General features: G+C 45.3%; 16 protein-coding genes. 13 read left to right on the top strand and 3 right to left on the bottom strand.

Annotation, left to right across the window (positions count from 1 at the left end; all coding sequences use genetic code 11):
• Positions 1-218 precede the first annotated feature (218 nt).
• The 5 genes from F551_RS0109260 (at position 219) to F551_RS0109280 (ending at position 3,524) form a co-directional block, all read left to right on the top strand.
• Positions 219-638 (top strand): hypothetical protein, encoded by a 420-nt coding sequence (locus F551_RS0109260; protein ID WP_018997222.1) that lies wholly within the window; start codon positions 219-221, stop codon positions 636-638.
• A 153-nt stretch (positions 639-791) separates the two neighbouring features.
• Entirely contained in the window at positions 792-1,223 is a 432-nt protein-coding gene (locus F551_RS0109265) for a DUF350 domain-containing protein (RefSeq protein WP_018997223.1), read from the top strand.
• A 35-nt stretch (positions 1,224-1,258) separates the two neighbouring features.
• Entirely contained in the window at positions 1,259-2,089 is an 831-nt protein-coding gene (locus tag F551_RS0109270; RefSeq protein WP_018997224.1) for a S1 family peptidase, read from the top strand.
• 15 nt (positions 2,090-2,104) lie between these two features.
• Positions 2,105-3,007 (top strand): orotidine-5'-phosphate decarboxylase, encoded by a 903-nt coding sequence (gene pyrF, locus F551_RS0109275; protein WP_026296752.1) that lies wholly within the window; start codon positions 2,105-2,107, stop codon positions 3,005-3,007.
• A 19-nt stretch (positions 3,008-3,026) separates the two neighbouring features.
• A complete protein-coding gene (locus F551_RS0109280) occupies positions 3,027-3,524 on the top strand; it encodes a paraquat-inducible protein A (RefSeq protein WP_018997226.1) in 498 nt (165 codons plus the stop codon).
• 13 nt (positions 3,525-3,537) lie between these two features.
• Here F551_RS0109280 and F551_RS0109285 read toward each other — a convergent pair whose 3' ends face one another.
• The 3 genes from F551_RS0109285 to tsaD all read right to left on the bottom strand — a co-directional run bounded on the left by F551_RS0109285 (position 3,538) and on the right by tsaD (position 6,055).
• Complete coding sequence (locus F551_RS0109285) at positions 3,538-3,831, bottom strand: YciI family protein (RefSeq protein WP_018997227.1); 294 nt, start codon at positions 3,829-3,831, stop codon at positions 3,538-3,540.
• A gap of 15 nt (positions 3,832-3,846) precedes the next feature.
• Entirely contained in the window at positions 3,847-4,839 is a 993-nt protein-coding gene (locus F551_RS0109290; protein ID WP_018997228.1) for an NAD(P)H-dependent glycerol-3-phosphate dehydrogenase, read from the bottom strand.
• A 97-nt stretch (positions 4,840-4,936) separates the two neighbouring features.
• On the bottom strand, positions 4,937-6,055 hold the full coding sequence (gene tsaD, locus F551_RS0109295; protein ID WP_018997229.1) for a tRNA (adenosine(37)-N6)-threonylcarbamoyltransferase complex transferase subunit TsaD: 1,119 nt from the start codon (positions 6,053-6,055) through the stop codon (positions 4,937-4,939).
• A 93-nt stretch (positions 6,056-6,148) separates the two neighbouring features.
• Between tsaD and hemC the strand changes: the two genes are divergently transcribed.
• From hemC to F551_RS17155, 8 genes are all read left to right on the top strand, one after another.
• On the top strand, positions 6,149-7,126 hold the full coding sequence (gene hemC, locus F551_RS0109305) for a hydroxymethylbilane synthase (protein ID WP_018997231.1): 978 nt from the start codon (positions 6,149-6,151) through the stop codon (positions 7,124-7,126).
• On the top strand, positions 7,126-7,848 hold the full coding sequence (locus F551_RS0109310) for a uroporphyrinogen-III synthase (protein WP_018997232.1): 723 nt from the start codon (positions 7,126-7,128) through the stop codon (positions 7,846-7,848). The genes hemC and F551_RS0109310 overlap by 1 nt, the downstream gene beginning before the upstream one ends.
• A 68-nt stretch (positions 7,849-7,916) precedes the next feature.
• The gene (locus tag F551_RS0109315; RefSeq protein ID WP_018997233.1) at positions 7,917-9,449 is read left to right on the top strand and encodes a COG4223 family protein; all 1,533 of its coding nucleotides are present in this window, start codon (positions 7,917-7,919) and stop codon (positions 9,447-9,449) included.
• A gap of 5 nt (positions 9,450-9,454) precedes the next feature.
• Complete coding sequence (locus tag F551_RS0109320; RefSeq protein WP_018997234.1) at positions 9,455-10,924, top strand: heme biosynthesis protein HemY; 1,470 nt, start codon at positions 9,455-9,457, stop codon at positions 10,922-10,924.
• 250 nt (positions 10,925-11,174) lie between these two features.
• Positions 11,175-12,917 (top strand): ATP-binding cassette domain-containing protein, encoded by a 1,743-nt coding sequence (locus F551_RS0109325; protein ID WP_018997235.1) that lies wholly within the window; start codon positions 11,175-11,177, stop codon positions 12,915-12,917.
• 88 nt (positions 12,918-13,005) lie between these two features.
• On the top strand, positions 13,006-14,121 hold the full coding sequence (locus F551_RS0109330; RefSeq protein WP_018997236.1) for a GNAT family N-acetyltransferase: 1,116 nt from the start codon (positions 13,006-13,008) through the stop codon (positions 14,119-14,121).
• 153 nt (positions 14,122-14,274) lie between these two features.
• Positions 14,275-15,501, top strand: a complete 1,227-nt coding sequence (locus F551_RS0109335) for a threonine ammonia-lyase (RefSeq protein ID WP_018997237.1) — start codon at positions 14,275-14,277, stop codon at positions 15,499-15,501.
• A 127-nt stretch (positions 15,502-15,628) separates the two neighbouring features.
• Entirely contained in the window at positions 15,629-16,921 is a 1,293-nt protein-coding gene (locus tag F551_RS17155) for an FKBP-type peptidyl-prolyl cis-trans isomerase (protein WP_018997238.1), read from the top strand.
• Positions 16,922-16,953 lie beyond the last annotated feature (32 nt).

Genomic DNA, 16,953 nt, shown 5'->3' on the forward strand with positions numbered 1-16,953 from the left:
CTCTTTGCCTTAAATATTCTAGCTTGATTTAAGCCTAATCGTTTTCAATTGATAATTACTCTAAATGAACGGAAATTTTCACGGCTCTTTGGAAACCTTTCTTTTTCCTTAACTCGCTTTAAGCATAAATTTTCAGTTCAATGAAAAGACAAAAGGTGACGGGTCAATCGGATTTGTGTACCTCGGTAGGCAGACGCGTTTATGAGGAAAATATCACGATGGAGAATCTGGTCGGAGTATTTAGCGGAGCCGCTGCCGCTTGTGCAGGTGGTGCAGCTGCATCGGGTTGGACAGTCGCAGTTATTGTTTCCAACATCGCTTTTGATGGCTTGGATTATAATCGTGCCGACAGAATGTTAAGACGGTCCCTCCTCGTTTCATCAAACTTTCAAGCTATTCTTCTGGGGTGTGCTGCGGTGTTTGCATTGCTATCAGGATCAGTGATTGCTTTTGTGACGTGTTTGATTACAGCGCTTGGGTTTCTGTCAAATGTCTGGACATTGGCTCCAAGAAAAGGTCCTCGCGTCACCGGCATGAGAGAAAACCGAAAAGGCAAACGCATAATTGCGGTCGCCCTTACTCTCATCCAAACAGGATTTGCAACATTAGGAGCTTTTCTCGCTGCGGTGGGGATTTAAGCCTTCAAGCTTGTAATTAAATTGAGAATTAAGACAAAAAGCTCTCATCAAGTGCTAACAAAACCTTGACCAATGGCCGTACCACCGTTTCATTAGCCGCAACAAAAAATTCAATTCAATTTCGCTATCAGCGAAAATATTCAAGAGGGTTTCATGAAGGCTGCAATAGAATCCTTTGTATCAGGTTTTCCTGATTTTCTAATCTATGCTGGAACAGCAGGCGCATTATTACTATTTGCTTGTACATTCTACATTCTTCTAACCCCTCAAAAAGAAATGGCATTGCTAAAGTCTGGAAATGCGTCAGCAGGACTAGCTTTGGCAGGGGTAATCATTGGTTTGGCAATTCCAATTGCCTCATGCCTAGCTTCTTCGGTCTCTCTAGCTGACTTGATTATCTGGGGAATAGTTTCTCTACTCATTCAGATTTTGGCATTCAGATTTGTTGATCTTATCCTTAGAGATCTTCCAAAACGAATTGAAAATGATGAAGCTGGAGCGGCAATTCTGCTAATCGCTGTGAAGATCGCATCTGCAATGATTATCGCCTCAGCGTTATGGGATCCAAACGTAGCTCGTTTGTAATTCAAAAGGAAAGTGCACCACGAGAGTAGTTGATTATGCGAATTCCTGATTGGATTGTTTTATTTGCAGTATTGGGTGTCATTTTGTGGGCACTCTTTTCTGGTGCACGCGATAAAGCCGATGCGCCAGAAGTGCCGCCAACTGAAATGTATGGAGCGAATGACGCACTATTGCCTCAAGCACACCCATTTGACGAAGAAATACTCGTTCAAATAGGAGAAGCTGCTGACAACATTGGAACAGCTTTCGCAATCGATCAAAAAGGTCTGTGGATGACCGCGAGACACGTCGTCGATAGTTGTGAAAACGTTGGGTTGATGTATGGAGGCGGACGGGTAATGCCCGTTTTAGAAGTCACCAAATCCGATGAATCAGATATTGCAATTCTCAATACAAAACACGCCCCCAAAAGCCTAGCGATCAACGCTTCTGAAAAATTAAAATTGAATCAAGCTGGTTTTCATATTGGATATCCCCAAGGTGTTCCCGGTGAGGTTTCCTCACGTTTGCTATCCCGCTCGCGATTGATAACACGTGGTCGATATCGCAATGAAGAACCCGTCCTCACATGGGCAGAAATGGGACGCACGAGGGGCTTAAAAGGCTCATTAGCTGGAATTAGTGGCGGGCCAGTTTTTGATGTAAATGGCCGAATTATCGGTGTTACAGTTGCAGAAAGCCCGCGTCGCGGCCGGATATACACCGCTGCACCAGAATCCCTTGCGCGTGCCCTAAATGACAATCAGGTCGTGGCCTCAACAGAAAACGGGTTTGATGTAGGAACCGGCTCTTATGGAAAAGAAGCAGATCGCCTGCGCAGAGAGCTGTCTGTAGTAAAAGTCATCTGCCAAGCAAAATCAAACTAATCGCATAGGACCAAAATGAATTCACCCATCCCCTTCGCTGATCGCCTTATGAAGGCCACCTTACAGCTTGGCCCACTTTGTGTTGGCGTTGATCCTCATTGGGGACGTATTCCCTCTATGTTTGGGCCCGATAACAGCTCAGAAGCGGTCAAAAATTGGGGGAAAGCGATCATCGCTCGCTGTGAAGGTAAGGTGGCAATGGTCAAGCCTCAAGCCGGGTTGTTTGAACGCTGGGGATCAAAAGGCGTCGCAGCGCTAGAGAGCGTTTGCCAATCAGCACAAGATGCAAACCTTCTTGTTATGATGGATGCCAAACGCGGTGACATCGGTTCCACTGCTGTCGGATACGCGGAAGCTTATCTCGGTGCCCAAGCTTACGCTCCATCCGATGCTATCACGGTCAATCCGTATATGGGTTTAGATACACTGGAACCATTTGTAGAAGTTGCTCAACGCGAAGGCAAAGGAATTGCTGTACTTGCACGCACTTCAAATCCGGGTTCGTCAGATTTTCAAGCTAAGGATCTAGAAGGTGTCCCTCTCTTTATGAGAGTAGCTGAATCCTTAAACCCGCTGGCGGAACGCCTCCAAGGTAATAACACGCAATGGTCCGGCCTTATGCTAGTTGCTGGGGCCACAGGTCCTGAAGAAGCAAAAAAACTCCGCAAAGCCGCTCCGATATGTCCTTTCCTCGTGCCAGGGTATGGCGCACAAGGGGCTGGTGCCAGCGAGGCAGTTGCAGGATTTGTCAACAGTCCTAATGGCTTGGTTGGTGGCTTGGTCAATGCGTCTCGCTCCATCACCTTTCCTGAAGCAACGCAAAATGCCTCAACTGCTAAAGAATGGGATCAAGCAGTTGATGAAGCCATCAAAGCAGCCCAAACTGACTTACTAAGCGCAGTACATAAAGAGGTTTAACTGAAAGGGCAGAAACATTTTGAAGGCCCTTAGAAAATCCATCGCATTCACATGCATTCTTGTCGCATGGCCATTATTAGCGGCAGGATATCTTCTGCCTTTGGTGAAGCTAACCAAGCTCAAATTTTTCTCTGAAACGCCTTCCCTGTTATCTGTGATAGCAGGCTTATCAAATGAAAAAGACTATTTTCTTGCCGGAATACTCGTTGTTTTTACTTTGTTTTTCCCAATTACAAAATTAACTTTGCTCTCGAGCATCGCCATATCTTCTAGCGAAGCCAATTCCCCCATCGCTAGGCTACTCGCTCGACTGGGCAAATGGTCCATGCTTGATGTCATGATTTTGGCCATAGGGGTCTATGCCGCCCATCAATCAGGATTTGCCGCAGCAGCAAGCCAGGTTGGGGCATGGTGTTTTACAGCAAGTATTCTTCTGACCGCAATTGCCGCCGAATTATTGCCAACACATAAAAAAGCAGCCGCCCCATCACAAGAACCAGCTGCTTCAAAACAATAGATATTGCACTAGATTATGCAGGAGGGTTAAACACCCAATTGTAAGCCCGCACATCAGAAGAACAGAACAATCCTGCCTTAGAATATGGATCATTTGCGACTATTTCATGCGCATCGTCTATGCTGTCGACTTCAATAACCATCAAAGTGCCCGCAACAGTTTCACCATCATTCGCCATGACTGGGCCAGCGATCTTCACTTTATCGCCAAGTCTACGAAGGTATTCTAAGTGTGCTGGACGTGTTTCGGCTCGAATAGTCGGGCCATCGGGACGGCGATCCATCGCGTAAATTGAAAAATAAGCCATTGAATTCCTCCAATCCTAAACTTCGGCCTTAAACGGTCGCTTCAAAAGAGCCTCAATACCTTGAGAAAGTGTTATTCGCTCAGCGACAATCTCCGCCACAGTCTCACAAATTGGCATTTCAACATTTAAATTCTTTGCCAACTGAGCGATTGCCGGCGCAGTAGCCACACCTTCTGTTACCGCCGTACGAGACCCAAGTACTTCTGCAACTGTCTGCCCCTGCCCTAAAGCATAACCAAAACTCATATTGCGAGACTGGGTGGAGGAGCAAGTCAGCACTAGATCACCAAGGCCGCACAGACCTTTCAACGTCTCTGCATTCCCGCCCATAGCAACGCCCAAACGAGTAAGCTCCGCAAACCCACGAGAAATAAGCGCAGCATGTGCAGATTTTCCCAGACCCTTACCTTCTACGATACCACATGCAATGGCGAGCACATTCTTCACGGCTCCCCCTGCTTCAGCTCCCATCAAGTCAGTCGATAAATAAGGACGAAACTCTGGACGACCAATTGCGGACATCCAGCGCTCCCCTTCTTCTTGCTCTGCTGAAGCTAAAGTCACCGCGGTGGGTAAACCAAGTGCCACATCTTTCGCAAATGAAGGGCCCGACAATACCGATGCGGTTGAACCCGGAATGCTCTCTTCCAATACATCCGTCATCATTTTCAAGGATTTCGTTTCAAACCCTTTAGAACAAAGCATAACGGATACACCGTCTTTTGCAGTCTTCGATAATTCTTCAAGGCTACCACGCATAAATTGGGCTGGTGTAACCGCCATTATCGCATCACAGTTTGAAATTTCCGCCATATCAGTTGTCGCGCGAATACCTGATACATCAACATCGGGAAGATATTTAGGGTTTGTTTGAGTGTTGTTGATTGCATCCACAACTTCACTCTCAAATCCCCAGAGAACAACCTTACGACCGGCCAGTTTTGCATTAATTGCAAGCGCTGTTCCCCAAGCACCTACTCCAATTACACCAATGGTTTCAAAACTCACGACCACTCCAATTCATATCGCTGCGCATTAAGTGCGATTCATCATACTCAATCATATGGATTTTTAATGGCGCATAGGCAAGCATCAAAGCACAACGCTAAGCTTTTGCACCGCGACGCCCACCGCCATAAGCGGGAGAAGCACTTGCTGCGGCGCTGTCTAGCGGCCAACGGGCTCGGGCATTCACATCCAAATCATCAAATTGACGACGTTCAAATTTCTCTAGCCCAACCAGCGCAATCATAGCCGCATTATCAGTGCACCATTTCATTGGAGGAGAAGCAAATGTAAAGCCCTCTTGCGCTGCTGATATTTCCAATCGCGCGCGCAGAGACTTGTTTGCAGCAACGCCCCCAGCGACTACAAACTGACAAACTTCGCTACCTAAGCGTTCTTTATACAAACGCATGGCTTGTTCTGATCGTTTTGCTAAAATATCAGCAACAGCCAGCTGAAAACTTGCGCATATGTCCGCTTTACGTTGATCGTTTATTGGCTCAAGTTCAACAGCTCGTCTGACCGCCGTTTTCAAACCAGCAAACGACATATCCAATGTGTCTTTTTTCTTCAGCAATGGACGCGGTAGATCAACAGCGTTTTTATCACCTTTTTCAGACCATCGTTCTACTGCCGGTCCGCCGGGAAACCCTAATCCCATCAACTTTGCGGTCTTATCAAAAGCTTCACCAGGAGCATCATCGATTGTGGAACCCAAGCGCTCATACTCACCAAGATTTTTAACCAGTAAAAATTGGCAATGCCCCCCAGAAACAAGCAAAAGCAGATAGGGAAATTCAATCTTACCTGTAAGTCGAGGAGATAAAGCGTGGCCCTCTAAATGATTGACCGCCATAAATGGAATATCTTGTGCCAGTGAGATTGCTTTACCTGTCATAAGTCCCACGAGAACGCCGCCAATCAATCCTGGTCCCGAAGTCGCCGCGACACCGCCAATCTCATTCCAGCTGACTTTTGCTTCGTCCATCACCTCTTTTACTAGGCCGTCCATGCGTTCAACATGGGCTCGCGCAGCAATTTCTGGAACAACCCCACCGAACGCCTCATGCTTGTCATCTTGACTCGCTATACGTTCAGAAAGCACCTCAACATTTCCATCATCCAAACGGCGCACTAAAGCAGCGGCTGTTTCGTCGCAGCTGGATTCAAGACCAAGTATTATAGAAGGTTCAGGCATTTTTAGTGTATCTTGCGTCATGTTGGTCGCGCTTGTACTCCTCAATAGGAACAATACCAAGCAAATCATGGCAATTGTCGTTGAAAAACATAGAAAACCGGAGATATCACGTCCGTGAACACACAGTCTGCTACTTCTTCTTCATCAGAGAATTCATTATCTGGTGCTCAAATCGTCAAGATAGGCGCACGTGGGTCTCCCCTAGCGGTGCAACAAGCCGAAGATTTTGCAGCTCGTTTTAAAGAAATTGCTGGAAAAAATGTTAAGATAGAAATCCTGACATTCACCACGTCTGGGGACCAATTGCTGGACAAACGATTACAAGATGCAGGAGGTAAAGGGTTATTCACACGCGAACTCGATATAGCTCAACTGACAGGTCGCGTTGATATTGTTGTGCATTCACTAAAGGATGTTCCAACTGTTTTGCCTGAAGGCCTAAAAATGGGTTGCTACCTGCCAAGAGAAGACCCCAGAGATGCACTGTTCGGCGAAGTTGGCAAAATTGAGGACCTACCCCAAGGAGCCAAGCTTGGAACTGCAAGTTTACGGCGCGGTGCACAAGCCCTCGCATTGAGGCCCGATCTGGAAATCGTCATGTTTAGAGGCAATGTGCAGACTCGGTTGAGAAAACTGCAAGAAGGCCTAGCCGACGCAACCTTGTTGGCAGCAGCAGGCTTAAACCGTTTGGGCATGATCGACAAAGCAGCAGGTATTATTCCCCAAAGCACAATGCTACCTGCCTGCGGACAGGGAATTGTCTGCGCAACACTGCGCGAGGATGCTCCCAACTGGCTTGAAGAGGTCTGCAAAAAGATTGATGTTCAAAAATCTCGGATCGCTGCAACTGCCGAACGTGCTTTTCTAAAACGGCTTGATGGGTCATGCAGAACTCCCATTGCTGGCCATATGAGCTTTGAGGGAAAAGGTACGTACTTCTCTGGCGAAGTCCTAACGGATGATGGTTGTTCGAGATGGCATAGTGAAATGTACTTAGACACTGTGCCTAGCGAGGACGAAGCCGAAAAACTAGGCCACCAATTGGGAGAAAAGGTCGCGCTGCTAAGAAAAGCAGATGAGGCACAGGGCTAATGGAAACATTACGCACCATATTGGTAACTCGCGCTGAACCGGGTGCCTCAAAAACATTTAGTAAATTAAAGGAAATGGGTTTTCTTGCTGAAAAGATCCCAGCAATTCATCTCGCTCAAGCACCAATAACTTTTAGTCAAAAAAACTTTGAAGGTGCACTGATCTTTACCAGTCAGAATGGTATTCAATTTGCGCCTAGAGCACCATTTAGGCATGCAAAAAAGGTGTTTTGTGTAGGGGATGCTACCGCTCAATCCGCTCATCAGGCTGGATTTAAAAATATCCACTCAGCGCGAGGCGATGCCCAGACTCTCATCGAATATATCAAAGACAACTGGACGAAAGGTGACGGTCCTTTATTGCATATGGCTAATGCTAGTCCACGTGGAGATATTGTCCCCTCGCTTAAAGACAGCGGATATGACGCAGAGTTCATGGCGGTATACAAATCAAGTATGCATCCCGAGTTTGAAACCAAACTACGCAACAGATTAAAGATGGACCTTAAATTGGACGTTATTTTGGTTCATTCTCCAATGGCGGCTGATTTCATAGATCTTGTTTTGAATGATTGGCGTGACCTTTCTAACGTCAATCTGCCTCAAATCATTGCAATTTCCCCAGATGCGGGAAAAACGCTAGAAAACCTCTTTCATGAGAAGGTTTTTTATGCTGCAAAACCTAATGAAATTAGTCTGTTAGAACAGCTTAAAGGCTCTTGAATAATTCGTTGAAATAACGCATTAATTGACAGGGTTTTTTTGGGGACAATTGCAGGAAGAATGTTAAAATGAGCGATACTTCGGATTCAGATAAAAAAGAACCGACAGAGACCGTCGATCAAGCCGAACAAAGTTCTACATCTGAAGCTCAACAACAATCTTCTGATGAAGCTATAGATGTCGATTTTGATGAATTGAATGATCCAGACACCACGCCGCTAGAGACGCGCGTAACACCTGAAAAATCAGGACCTGGTTGGGGTGCCTTAATGACCACCGGTGCATTTTCTTCAATCATCGGCGCGGTAATCGCCATGGTCGCGACCGGATCAAGCGGTGTCGATACAGCCAAATTTGCTCCTGCAGAAGTAAAAAACCAAATTGTTAAAGTTGAAACTCTTCAAAACGGGTTGAATGAACGGGTTCAGAAATTTTGGGGACTTCTAACCGAATTGGAAGCTAAACACGCTTCTGAAATATCGGACCTCAATGCCATTTTGGATGAGAGATTGCAGAGCGAATTGGCAATCAGAGATGAAATCACACTTTTGACATCTCATCTCGAAATTATTCTCAATGACGGCCAAGCGAACAGTGGCACCTCAACCGAAGCAAATGAGGTTATTGAAGCTTCTATTTCGGAAGAAGATAGCCCAGATACAGAGCAACCTGTCTCATCTCCTTCGCAATCTCAAACTCCAAGCCGCGTTGAGGCTCTTAAAAGCCTCGTTGCTCGCATGGAAGTTTTGGAACAACAAGCTCCAGCCTCTAATCTGACTTCCGACAGTGACGTTTCTGGGTTGAAGGAACGATTGGAAAAAGTAGAGGCTGCTGAAGCAAATTTGCGACAGGCAATGCAGGCGCGTTCAGAGGCAATTCGTTCCCTAACCCTTAGCCTTTCGCAAACACAAAAAACAATAAAAGGCGTGGAAACAGATATTGAGGAATTGCGCAGTCTAAGTTCACGCCAATCGACACAGCCAGTAAATCTGGATGAAATTGATCAATCAGAACAAGTTTTAGCTATCGCCTCAATTGCACTGGCTGAAGTTGAAGCAAAATCATCTCGGGGCAAACCATTTTTCCAGTCATGGAATAAGCTATCTTTAGCAATCCCAAACAACACAGATGTAGACGCCATAAAAGAAATCGCACGATATGGTGCGCCTTCAACAGAAGAGCTGTCTTCTGCATTTTTCGATATGGAAAAATCTCTCGTAAAAAAAGCTACCTCATCGAATAAAAAAGATGGCTGGGATTGGGCAAGAAATGCCCTTGGAGGCGTCGTCACAGTTAAGCGCACAGAAGGCGAAAACATCGACAATGCGGGCAGGTTAAAAAACATTGCTGACGCGCTAAATGCCAATAAACTTGATGTAGTTGTAGCGAACGCTGAAGGTATTGATGGACCTCTTTCAAATGAATTGGAAGAATGGACCACAAATTCGAAGCGAAGATTGACATTAGATCAAAGTCTATCTGCACTTAAATCCGAAATTTTGGAAAAATCTGGTGCCGTTATTCCATTGCCAACAAAAACTGGCGCGGAAATTGATAGCACAGAGATCGATCAAGAGAATACTCAGCAGGAAAGCCAATAAAAGTCATGCGTATAGTCATACTACTGGCAGTCGTCGTTGCTACAATTGCAGCCGTCGCATTTGCATTCAACGCACCAGATGATGTGACCATCGCATTCAATGGCGCAGAATACGGTATGTCCCGATATACAGCGGCCATATTGCTATTCGTATTGAGTGCAGTTGTAGCGGTTGGATGGTACATAATCGCTATCTTCATGCGTATCCCTTTTGCACTTAACCGCACCGCAAAGCGTGCCCGCTTTGGCAAGGCCCGCACAGCACTTGCAGATGGGCTAATCGCAGCAGAAGGTGGAGATCCAACCAACGCCCTTAAGAAAGCCAAGAAATCAACCAATCTCGCTAAATCTGATGCTAGCGACAGAAAGCTTTCTTTTCTCCTGGCCGCGCGTGCTGCAGAAGCAAATGGTGATTGGAGCGAAGCTGAACATGCATACAGTGATCTTTCCCGTGAGAAAGGCGCTGAACTTGTCGGTTTACGTGGCCTAACCGCAGCAGCTATCCAACGTGGTGACTTACGCGGCGCAGAAACTCACACTCGCAAAGCATTAGCTCTCAAATCCAATGCTAGCTGGCCGTTCAGCACCTTATTTGAGCTTCAAACCAAGGCAGCAGATTGGGAATCATCCAATGAAACTCTATTGATTGGTGAGAAACGAAAATCAATTGATGTTGAAGTCGCTCGGCGCCGCCGCGCTGTATTGTTAACAGCGCAAGCCTCCCGTATTCGCCAAGAAGCACCAGAAAAAGCTGAACGTCTGGCTGCAGATGCAGCTAGAATGGCACCAAGCTTTCCACCCGCTGCTTATATAGCAGGCCGCTTGCAGCTAGCTGCAGGAAAGTCGTCAAAAGCTCAAGCAACAATAGAAGGTGCGTGGCGAATTCGCCCTCACCCCGCTTTAGCCCTGTTATGGCGGGACCTTAAACCAAATGAAGCTTCTAATGCACGAGCTAAGCGACTTAAAACACTCGCGAACATTAACCCGACGCACAGAGAAAGCCGTATTCTATTGGTAGAAGCGGCAATGACTCAGGGGCATTGGGACGATGCGATAGAAACCTTAAGTCACATTTTACGCGAGGGTGAAACAACGCGTCTTTGCACACTGATGGAAGCTATATCTGGCGGACGCGGTGAAAGTGAAGAAGCAGCTAGATGGTCTAGAACAGCTTCTTCAGCGGCACGCGAAGCCGACTGGTCAGACATTGATCCAGATGGACGAGCTTTTGTATTCTCGAACGAAGACTGGACGCGCCTTGTGTATACATTTGGAGATGAAGGTAATTTGATCCACCCACGTTATGAAACCTATGGTGGAGAACTCGAAACAATCGCCCATATTGCTTTACCTGCTCCGGCCAAGGAAAACTTTTCTTCTGAAGTAGAACAAATTGTAGAAACAGAAATCGATGAAAGCGCCAGAGAAGCGACACTAGGCAGTGACGAAGAAATCGATACTACAAAGCCAAACTAATTCACCTCGAGCTGCGTCTCTGAATTGTGTGTTCTTTTTTTTAACACATATGTTTTCAGGTAATATATTGAATTTTAATGGGCTTTGCTCGGCATCGCTCATCTCAAATTCATGTTCAGTCCAATATTGTCATTTTCTAGTCTAATTGATCGAAACTACCCGATTTGAGAGTATTGAACTCCCAATCAACCACTATGTAGTGCATCGAACACTAGTTAAAATTTTTATTGCTATTTTTTGAGTAACATTCGTGTCTGCGTCTTTAATTCCAGTACTTAAATTTCAAGATTTCTCTTTTCCTAACTTAACCAGAAATGGAAAAGAAGCTTCTGATACAAAGCTAAATCTGGACCTTCTTCCTGGGCAATCCATCGCAATTAGAAGTCACTATCCTTATTTACTGAAGCAGTTTTTGAATGCTTGCTTGAATATCCATTCTTCGACCAATCTATTCAAAGGCACTATCGAAATATTTGGCACCCCTCCTCGATCAAATGGCCAAGGCTCCTCTAAACAAGCATCTGATCCACAAATTATAGGCGTCTCTCCTACATCTCTATATCCCCTCGTTGAAAACCAAACGATCGGTGCCCAACTTCGTACAATATTGAAACGCCGTTCTGACTTTAAAGCACAGCGCAGTACTGAAAATTCTGTTGAATGGCTTGAGAAATTCAGAATATCTGATGCAAGTTGGGTTCTAAAACAGCGCCCCCACGAACTTTCCGATGGTGCTTTGCAGCGTCTAAAAATTGCAAAAGCGCTCATGTTTAAGCCCAAACTCATCATCCTAGAAGAACCCGATACTTTTATAGACCTTCCCTCTAAAGATCACCTATTCGAAACTATCAAAATTTTGACACGGGAAACAAACACCGCCCTGTTAGTACTGACTCGCCAGAACAAAGTGGCGGAGCAATTGTGCGAAGAAACAATTCTTTGGCCCAACGAAGTAGCAAAAGACCTATCTCAATTGTGTTCGTCACCTTCTAATGTTTCCCTAGACAACCCCGAAATATTTCTGAAATCAAAAAACACTCATGTTTCCTATCCTGTTACAGGGTCCGGGGGATTATTCAGAAAACCAGTTCAACGGCACGCAGTGAACGATATTTCTATAAAATTGCACAAAGGAAAAACTTTAGGAATTCTGGGAGAAAACGGTGCCGGTAAATCTAGTCTTGCTCGCGCGGTTTTAAACAAACTACCCTTAGATCAAAACAAAGTTGGCTGGTTGGGCAACACCTCTGAATTAACGCGTAAACTTATTAGAAATGAAGCCCCTGCCCAATTAGAAATTTGGTTTCAACCGCAATACTCGAACGAAGCCTTATTCGCTAGGGTACATGAATTAATCGAACAACAATCTGATAGGAAAAATGATCGGCCCTACATAGAATCTGTTTTGCGAAGTGTGCAGCTAAACCCAAGCCTAGCTGAATCTTCCATCACCGCTTTATCCACAAGTGAGATTTATCAACTCAACTTAGCTTTAGCTATCGCTTCTGAACCTCATATTTTAATATGCGATGAAGCATTTTATGGGTTACAGTCAATTGAATTAAAAAGATTTTACAACATTTTAAAGCGTATACAAATTGAAAAAAACCTTCCAATTCTTTTCATAAGCCAAGATATAAAAGCTATTGAATTAGCAACTGACGACCTACTCATCATGAACCTTGGGCATACAATCGAATATGGTCCAACAAATCGTGTACTCCAGCGTCCACGACACCCCTACTCAATGGCCTTTTTGAATACTCAAAATAGGCACTCCGCCAGTTATAACAAAAATCTATCACAGCTTTTAAACAGTTTTGATTTGCCATCTCAATTAAATGAAAAATCCAAACTGAAATTCTTAAAATCGAGAATGAGCGAAACTAGCAAAGACCAATACCGCCCTCTCTTAAAAGAAATATACAAAAACCACTTTGTCGCAGAACACGACTCTATAGAAAACATTACTGATGGGCTAATAGTATCCTAAATTTACTGAGTTACCGTAAATAGTATACTCATTTTATTGAACTATACTCATCCGTTCCGGCCAAACAGGTATGGGACAAGTTTGTGTAATGAAGTGGTATAAAACAGGACCATTAGCAGTGACAGCACGATGTGTATCACCAGATGAATTAACCAGCGATGACATCAACGCATGGCAAAACATCCTGTCCGAAGTACCAAAACTGCGTAGCCCATATTTATCTCCAGGATGGGCTAAGCTCGTTGGCCGATCTCAATCTAATGCCAAAGTCGTCATACTCGAAAAAAATTCTCAACCAGTCGGCTTTTTACCTGTTCAAAAAAACAATAACATCGCCGCTATGCCACTTGGCGGTCCAATCTGTGATTACCAGTGTTTTATAGCTCAAAACGATACTCAATTTGATCCAAGAATGGCGTTGGATGTTTTGGGGGTTAAACGAATAGATTTCACCAATCTAACGGACGGTCATGCTTGTTGTGTCCCCCACATTAAATCAAATGATCAAGGCATGGTCGTTGATGTTTCGAATGGTTGGGAAGCTTACCGCGAGAACAGGCGCGAAGCCGGTTCAAACGTGCTGAAACGCACGCGAAAAAAATTCCGTAAAATGAAAGCGGAATGCCCAGACGTTAAATTTGAAGCCTTTACCCACAACCGCGAGGACTTCGAAACTCTGATGCAGTGGAAGCGTGATCAATGGAAACGTACACAATCAATTGATGTCATGACGAAACCATGGATCAGTCAGGTTATCAGTGACTCTTTTGATGTATCAGATGGTGGATTTGGCGGCGAGTTGTTTACACTTAAAGCAGATGGTGAACTTGTTGCTGCTCTATATGCATTAAAGCTGGATAAAGTTCTCCACGCCTGGTTCGTGGGGTATTCTAGGGACTATGAGGCCTACTCTCCAGGGTTGATATTGTTTACAGAAACACTCCAAGCCATTGCAGAAGCTGGATATGAGTTACTCGACTTGGGTGGCGGAGAATACCGGTTTAAAAACAGTCTTGCGACTCAAACAAGAATTTCCGGCCCTGGATTTGTAGGCTCTACAAATCTAGCGACCTTTTCAAGAAGCCTTCAATACAAAATGCGTTCAACGATTGAAGCTTTGCCTTTGGGTCCTGCAAGTGATTGGCCCGCCAAAGCTATGCGCCGCATGGATGTGTGGCGAGGTATGAAAAATACAAACGCCTAATCAGTAAAGCAAAATAAATCTAGATTTAGGTCAAATACCAATAATTTTAGTAAAATTGCGCGTAAAGTCTCTCAAAATTACGAAATCCATTCCCAATGAGTATTGATGCTTATCGCTAGGGCGCATAGTGTCCGGCAGAATTTTTTGTAGGAAATGGATACAGTGAAAAACTCATTAGCAATCTCGTATGAAGACATACTCGCCGCTGCAAAGCAGCTTGAAGGTGAAGTTGAACGCACACCTATGCGTAAATCCCATACTCTATCTGAGATTACTGGTGCAGAAATTTGGATTAAATTCGAGAACCTACAATTCACCGCGGCATTTAAAGAACGTGGTGCCCTTAATAAATTGAAAAGCCTTACCGAAGCAGAAAAAAAAGCTGGTGTCATAGCAATGTCTGCTGGCAACCACGCGCAGGGCGTTGCTTATCATGCATCTCGTCTGGGAATTCCCGCGACGATTGTCATGCCAAAATCCACGCCATTTGTGAAAGTTGAACATACCCGAAATTACGGTGCTCGTGTGATACTGCACGGTGAAATGCTAACTGAATCCGATGCATATGCCCGTGAACTAGAAGAAAAAGAAGGCCTTACTTTTATCCACCCTTATGACGATGAAAAAGTTGTTGCAGGTCAAGGTACAGTTGCTTTGGAAATGCTTGAAGACCAACCTGATCTTGAATACCTCATCGTGCCTGTTGGAGGAGCTGGTCTAATCGGTGGAATGGCTGTGGCGGCCAAAGCTATCAATCCGGACATCAACATAGTTGGTGTTGAGCCAAGCATGTACCCTTCCCTTTCTGCTGAAATGCGGAATGAAGAAGCGCATGTTGGAGGCGCAACAATTGCCGAAGGGATTGCCGTAAAGAAGGTTGGGGCAATTGGAGCCGCGATCTGTAAAGAACTCATGGAAGAAGTTCTAACCGTCGAGGAAGAACACCTTGAACGCGCGATTACTCTGCTCACTACTGTGGAAAAAACTGTGGCTGAAGGTGCTGGAGCGGCAGGACTTGCAGCATTACTTGCCTACCCTGGACGTTTCACTGGTCGCCGCGTGGGAATAACCGTGTGTGGTGGAAACATTGATACAAGACTCCTTGCCTCAGTCCTGACGCGTTCACTGGTCAGAGAAAAACGGCTGGCTTCAATTCGAATGGTTGGCGGCGATAATCCTGGTCTACTTGCTGACGTCTCTCGTATTATCGGTGAAGGCGGTGCCAATATAATAGAAGTTTCTCATAACCGGATAGCATTAGATGTTCCTGCAAAAGGAGCCGAATTTGATATCTTAATTGAAACTCGAGATGCACAGCACACACAGGAAATCGTAGATGCTTTGTCCAGAGCTGGTTTCCCACCGAGATCGCAAAACTAGCATTGGTTCTTGGGTAACAAGCACTCATTGCCATGCCAATTACAAGCTTAATGAACACCGCTCTTTTATCGAATGAGATTGAGTGCTAGGACGCATTTAATTTCAACCAGCAGGAAAAGAGCACTTCATGCTGAAACGCGTTTTACTAAGCCTGATCACCGTATTTTTCGTTGCGGCATGTACAGGTAATAAATCACCGGAGATTTCTTTGACCGATCCATTCGAAACAGTCATTCCATGGGATGAAAGTCATTCCGACATCATCAAAACAGACAGTGGCCTTCAATACATCGTTCTGAAATCTGGTGATAAAGGTGGTGTAAAACCACTTCCATCAGACCAAGTCGTTGTCCATTATGATGGGCGTTTGGCTGCCAATGGTAACAAGTTTGATTCTTCATACGACCGAGGCGCGCCGGCAACATTCCCTGCAGGTGGTCTTATCCCTGGTTGGGTTGAGGCACTACAATTGATGACACCTGGTGATGAGTGGATGGTTTTTATCCCGTCTGACTTAGGATATGGTGAGCATGGCGCAGGTGGTGACATTCCTCCAAATGCGGACCTTGTATTCCGCGTATCTCTAGAAGATGTGATTGAAGGACCAAAACCAATTGCTGTGGATGAAACAATCTGGGCAAAATACGCACAATGGCCGGAAGGTTCCAGTGAAGTTCAAAAAACTGAAAGCGGCCTTCAATATGTCATCCTGAAATCAGGTGACGAAAATGGAATTAGCCCTACTCCAAACGATAAAGTCGTTGCCCATTATGATGGTCGCTTGGCTTCAAACGGTGAAAAATTTGACTCTTCATTTGACCGCGGCGAACCCGCAACTTTCCCTGCGGGTGGTTTAATCCCGGGTTGGGTTGAAGCGCTGCAATTGATGAAACCAGGTGATGAGTGGATGCTTTACGTGCCATCAGAACTTGGATATGGCGACCAAGGCGCAGGTGGTGCAATTCCTCCCAATGCAGACCTTATGTTCATGCTTCACCTAAACGATGTTTTGGTTTCTCCCAAAACAGATGAAGCGGCTTGGTCAAAATACGCTAACTGGCCAACAGATTCTGAAGAAGTCATCAAAACCGAAAGTGGTCTTCAATATATCATCCTTGAATCTGGTGACCCTTCTGGAACGAGCCCAAAAGCTGAAGACATGGTAGACGTGCACTATGAAGGCCGTCTTGCAGCTGATGGAAAGATGTTCGACTCATCATTCCAACGCGGTGAGTCAGCTCAATTCCCAGCAGGACGTCTAATCAAAGGTTGGGTTGAAGGCTTGCAGCTAATGAAACCTGGCGACCGTTGGTTGATGTATATCCCATACGACCTTGCTTATGGAGAAGCTGGACGCCCTCCTGTTATCCCTGAGAAAGCTGACCTAATGTTTGAGGTCATGCTGAACGAGGTTAACTAAACGGGCTGATATTCTTTAGCTTAACTCCCGAA

Source organism: Hirschia maritima DSM 19733 (genome assembly GCF_000378345.1).
In the GTDB taxonomy this organism is placed as follows: Bacteria; Pseudomonadota; Alphaproteobacteria; order Caulobacterales; family Hyphomonadaceae; genus Hirschia; species Hirschia maritima.

Bases quoted from the DNA above. Each gene is read 5' to 3' on its own strand.
- F551_RS0109270 (WP_018997224.1), top strand. From the start codon at position 1,259: ATGCGAATTCCTGATTGGATTGTTTTATTTGCAGTATTGGGTGTCATT.
- F551_RS0109315 (WP_018997233.1), top strand. From the start codon at position 7,917: ATGAGCGATACTTCGGATTCAGATAAAAAAGAACCGACAGAGACCGTC.
- F551_RS0109320 (WP_018997234.1), top strand. From the start codon at position 9,455: ATGCGTATAGTCATACTACTGGCAGTCGTCGTTGCTACAATTGCAGCC.
- F551_RS17155 (WP_018997238.1), top strand. From the start codon at position 15,629: ATGCTGAAACGCGTTTTACTAAGCCTGATCACCGTATTTTTCGTTGCG.
- tsaD (WP_018997229.1), bottom strand. From the start codon at position 6,055: ATGACGCAAGATACACTAAAAATGCCTGAACCTTCTATAATACTTGGT.
- F551_RS0109335 (WP_018997237.1), top strand. From the start codon at position 14,275: ATGGATACAGTGAAAAACTCATTAGCAATCTCGTATGAAGACATACTC.
- F551_RS0109265 (WP_018997223.1), top strand. From the start codon at position 792: ATGAAGGCTGCAATAGAATCCTTTGTATCAGGTTTTCCTGATTTTCTA.
- pyrF (WP_026296752.1), top strand. From the start codon at position 2,105: ATGAATTCACCCATCCCCTTCGCTGATCGCCTTATGAAGGCCACCTTA.
- F551_RS0109260 (WP_018997222.1), top strand. From the start codon at position 219: ATGGAGAATCTGGTCGGAGTATTTAGCGGAGCCGCTGCCGCTTGTGCA.
- F551_RS0109330 (WP_018997236.1), top strand. From the start codon at position 13,006: ATGAAGTGGTATAAAACAGGACCATTAGCAGTGACAGCACGATGTGTA.
- F551_RS0109310 (WP_018997232.1), top strand. From the start codon at position 7,126: ATGGAAACATTACGCACCATATTGGTAACTCGCGCTGAACCGGGTGCC.
- F551_RS0109285 (WP_018997227.1), bottom strand. From the start codon at position 3,831: ATGGCTTATTTTTCAATTTACGCGATGGATCGCCGTCCCGATGGCCCG.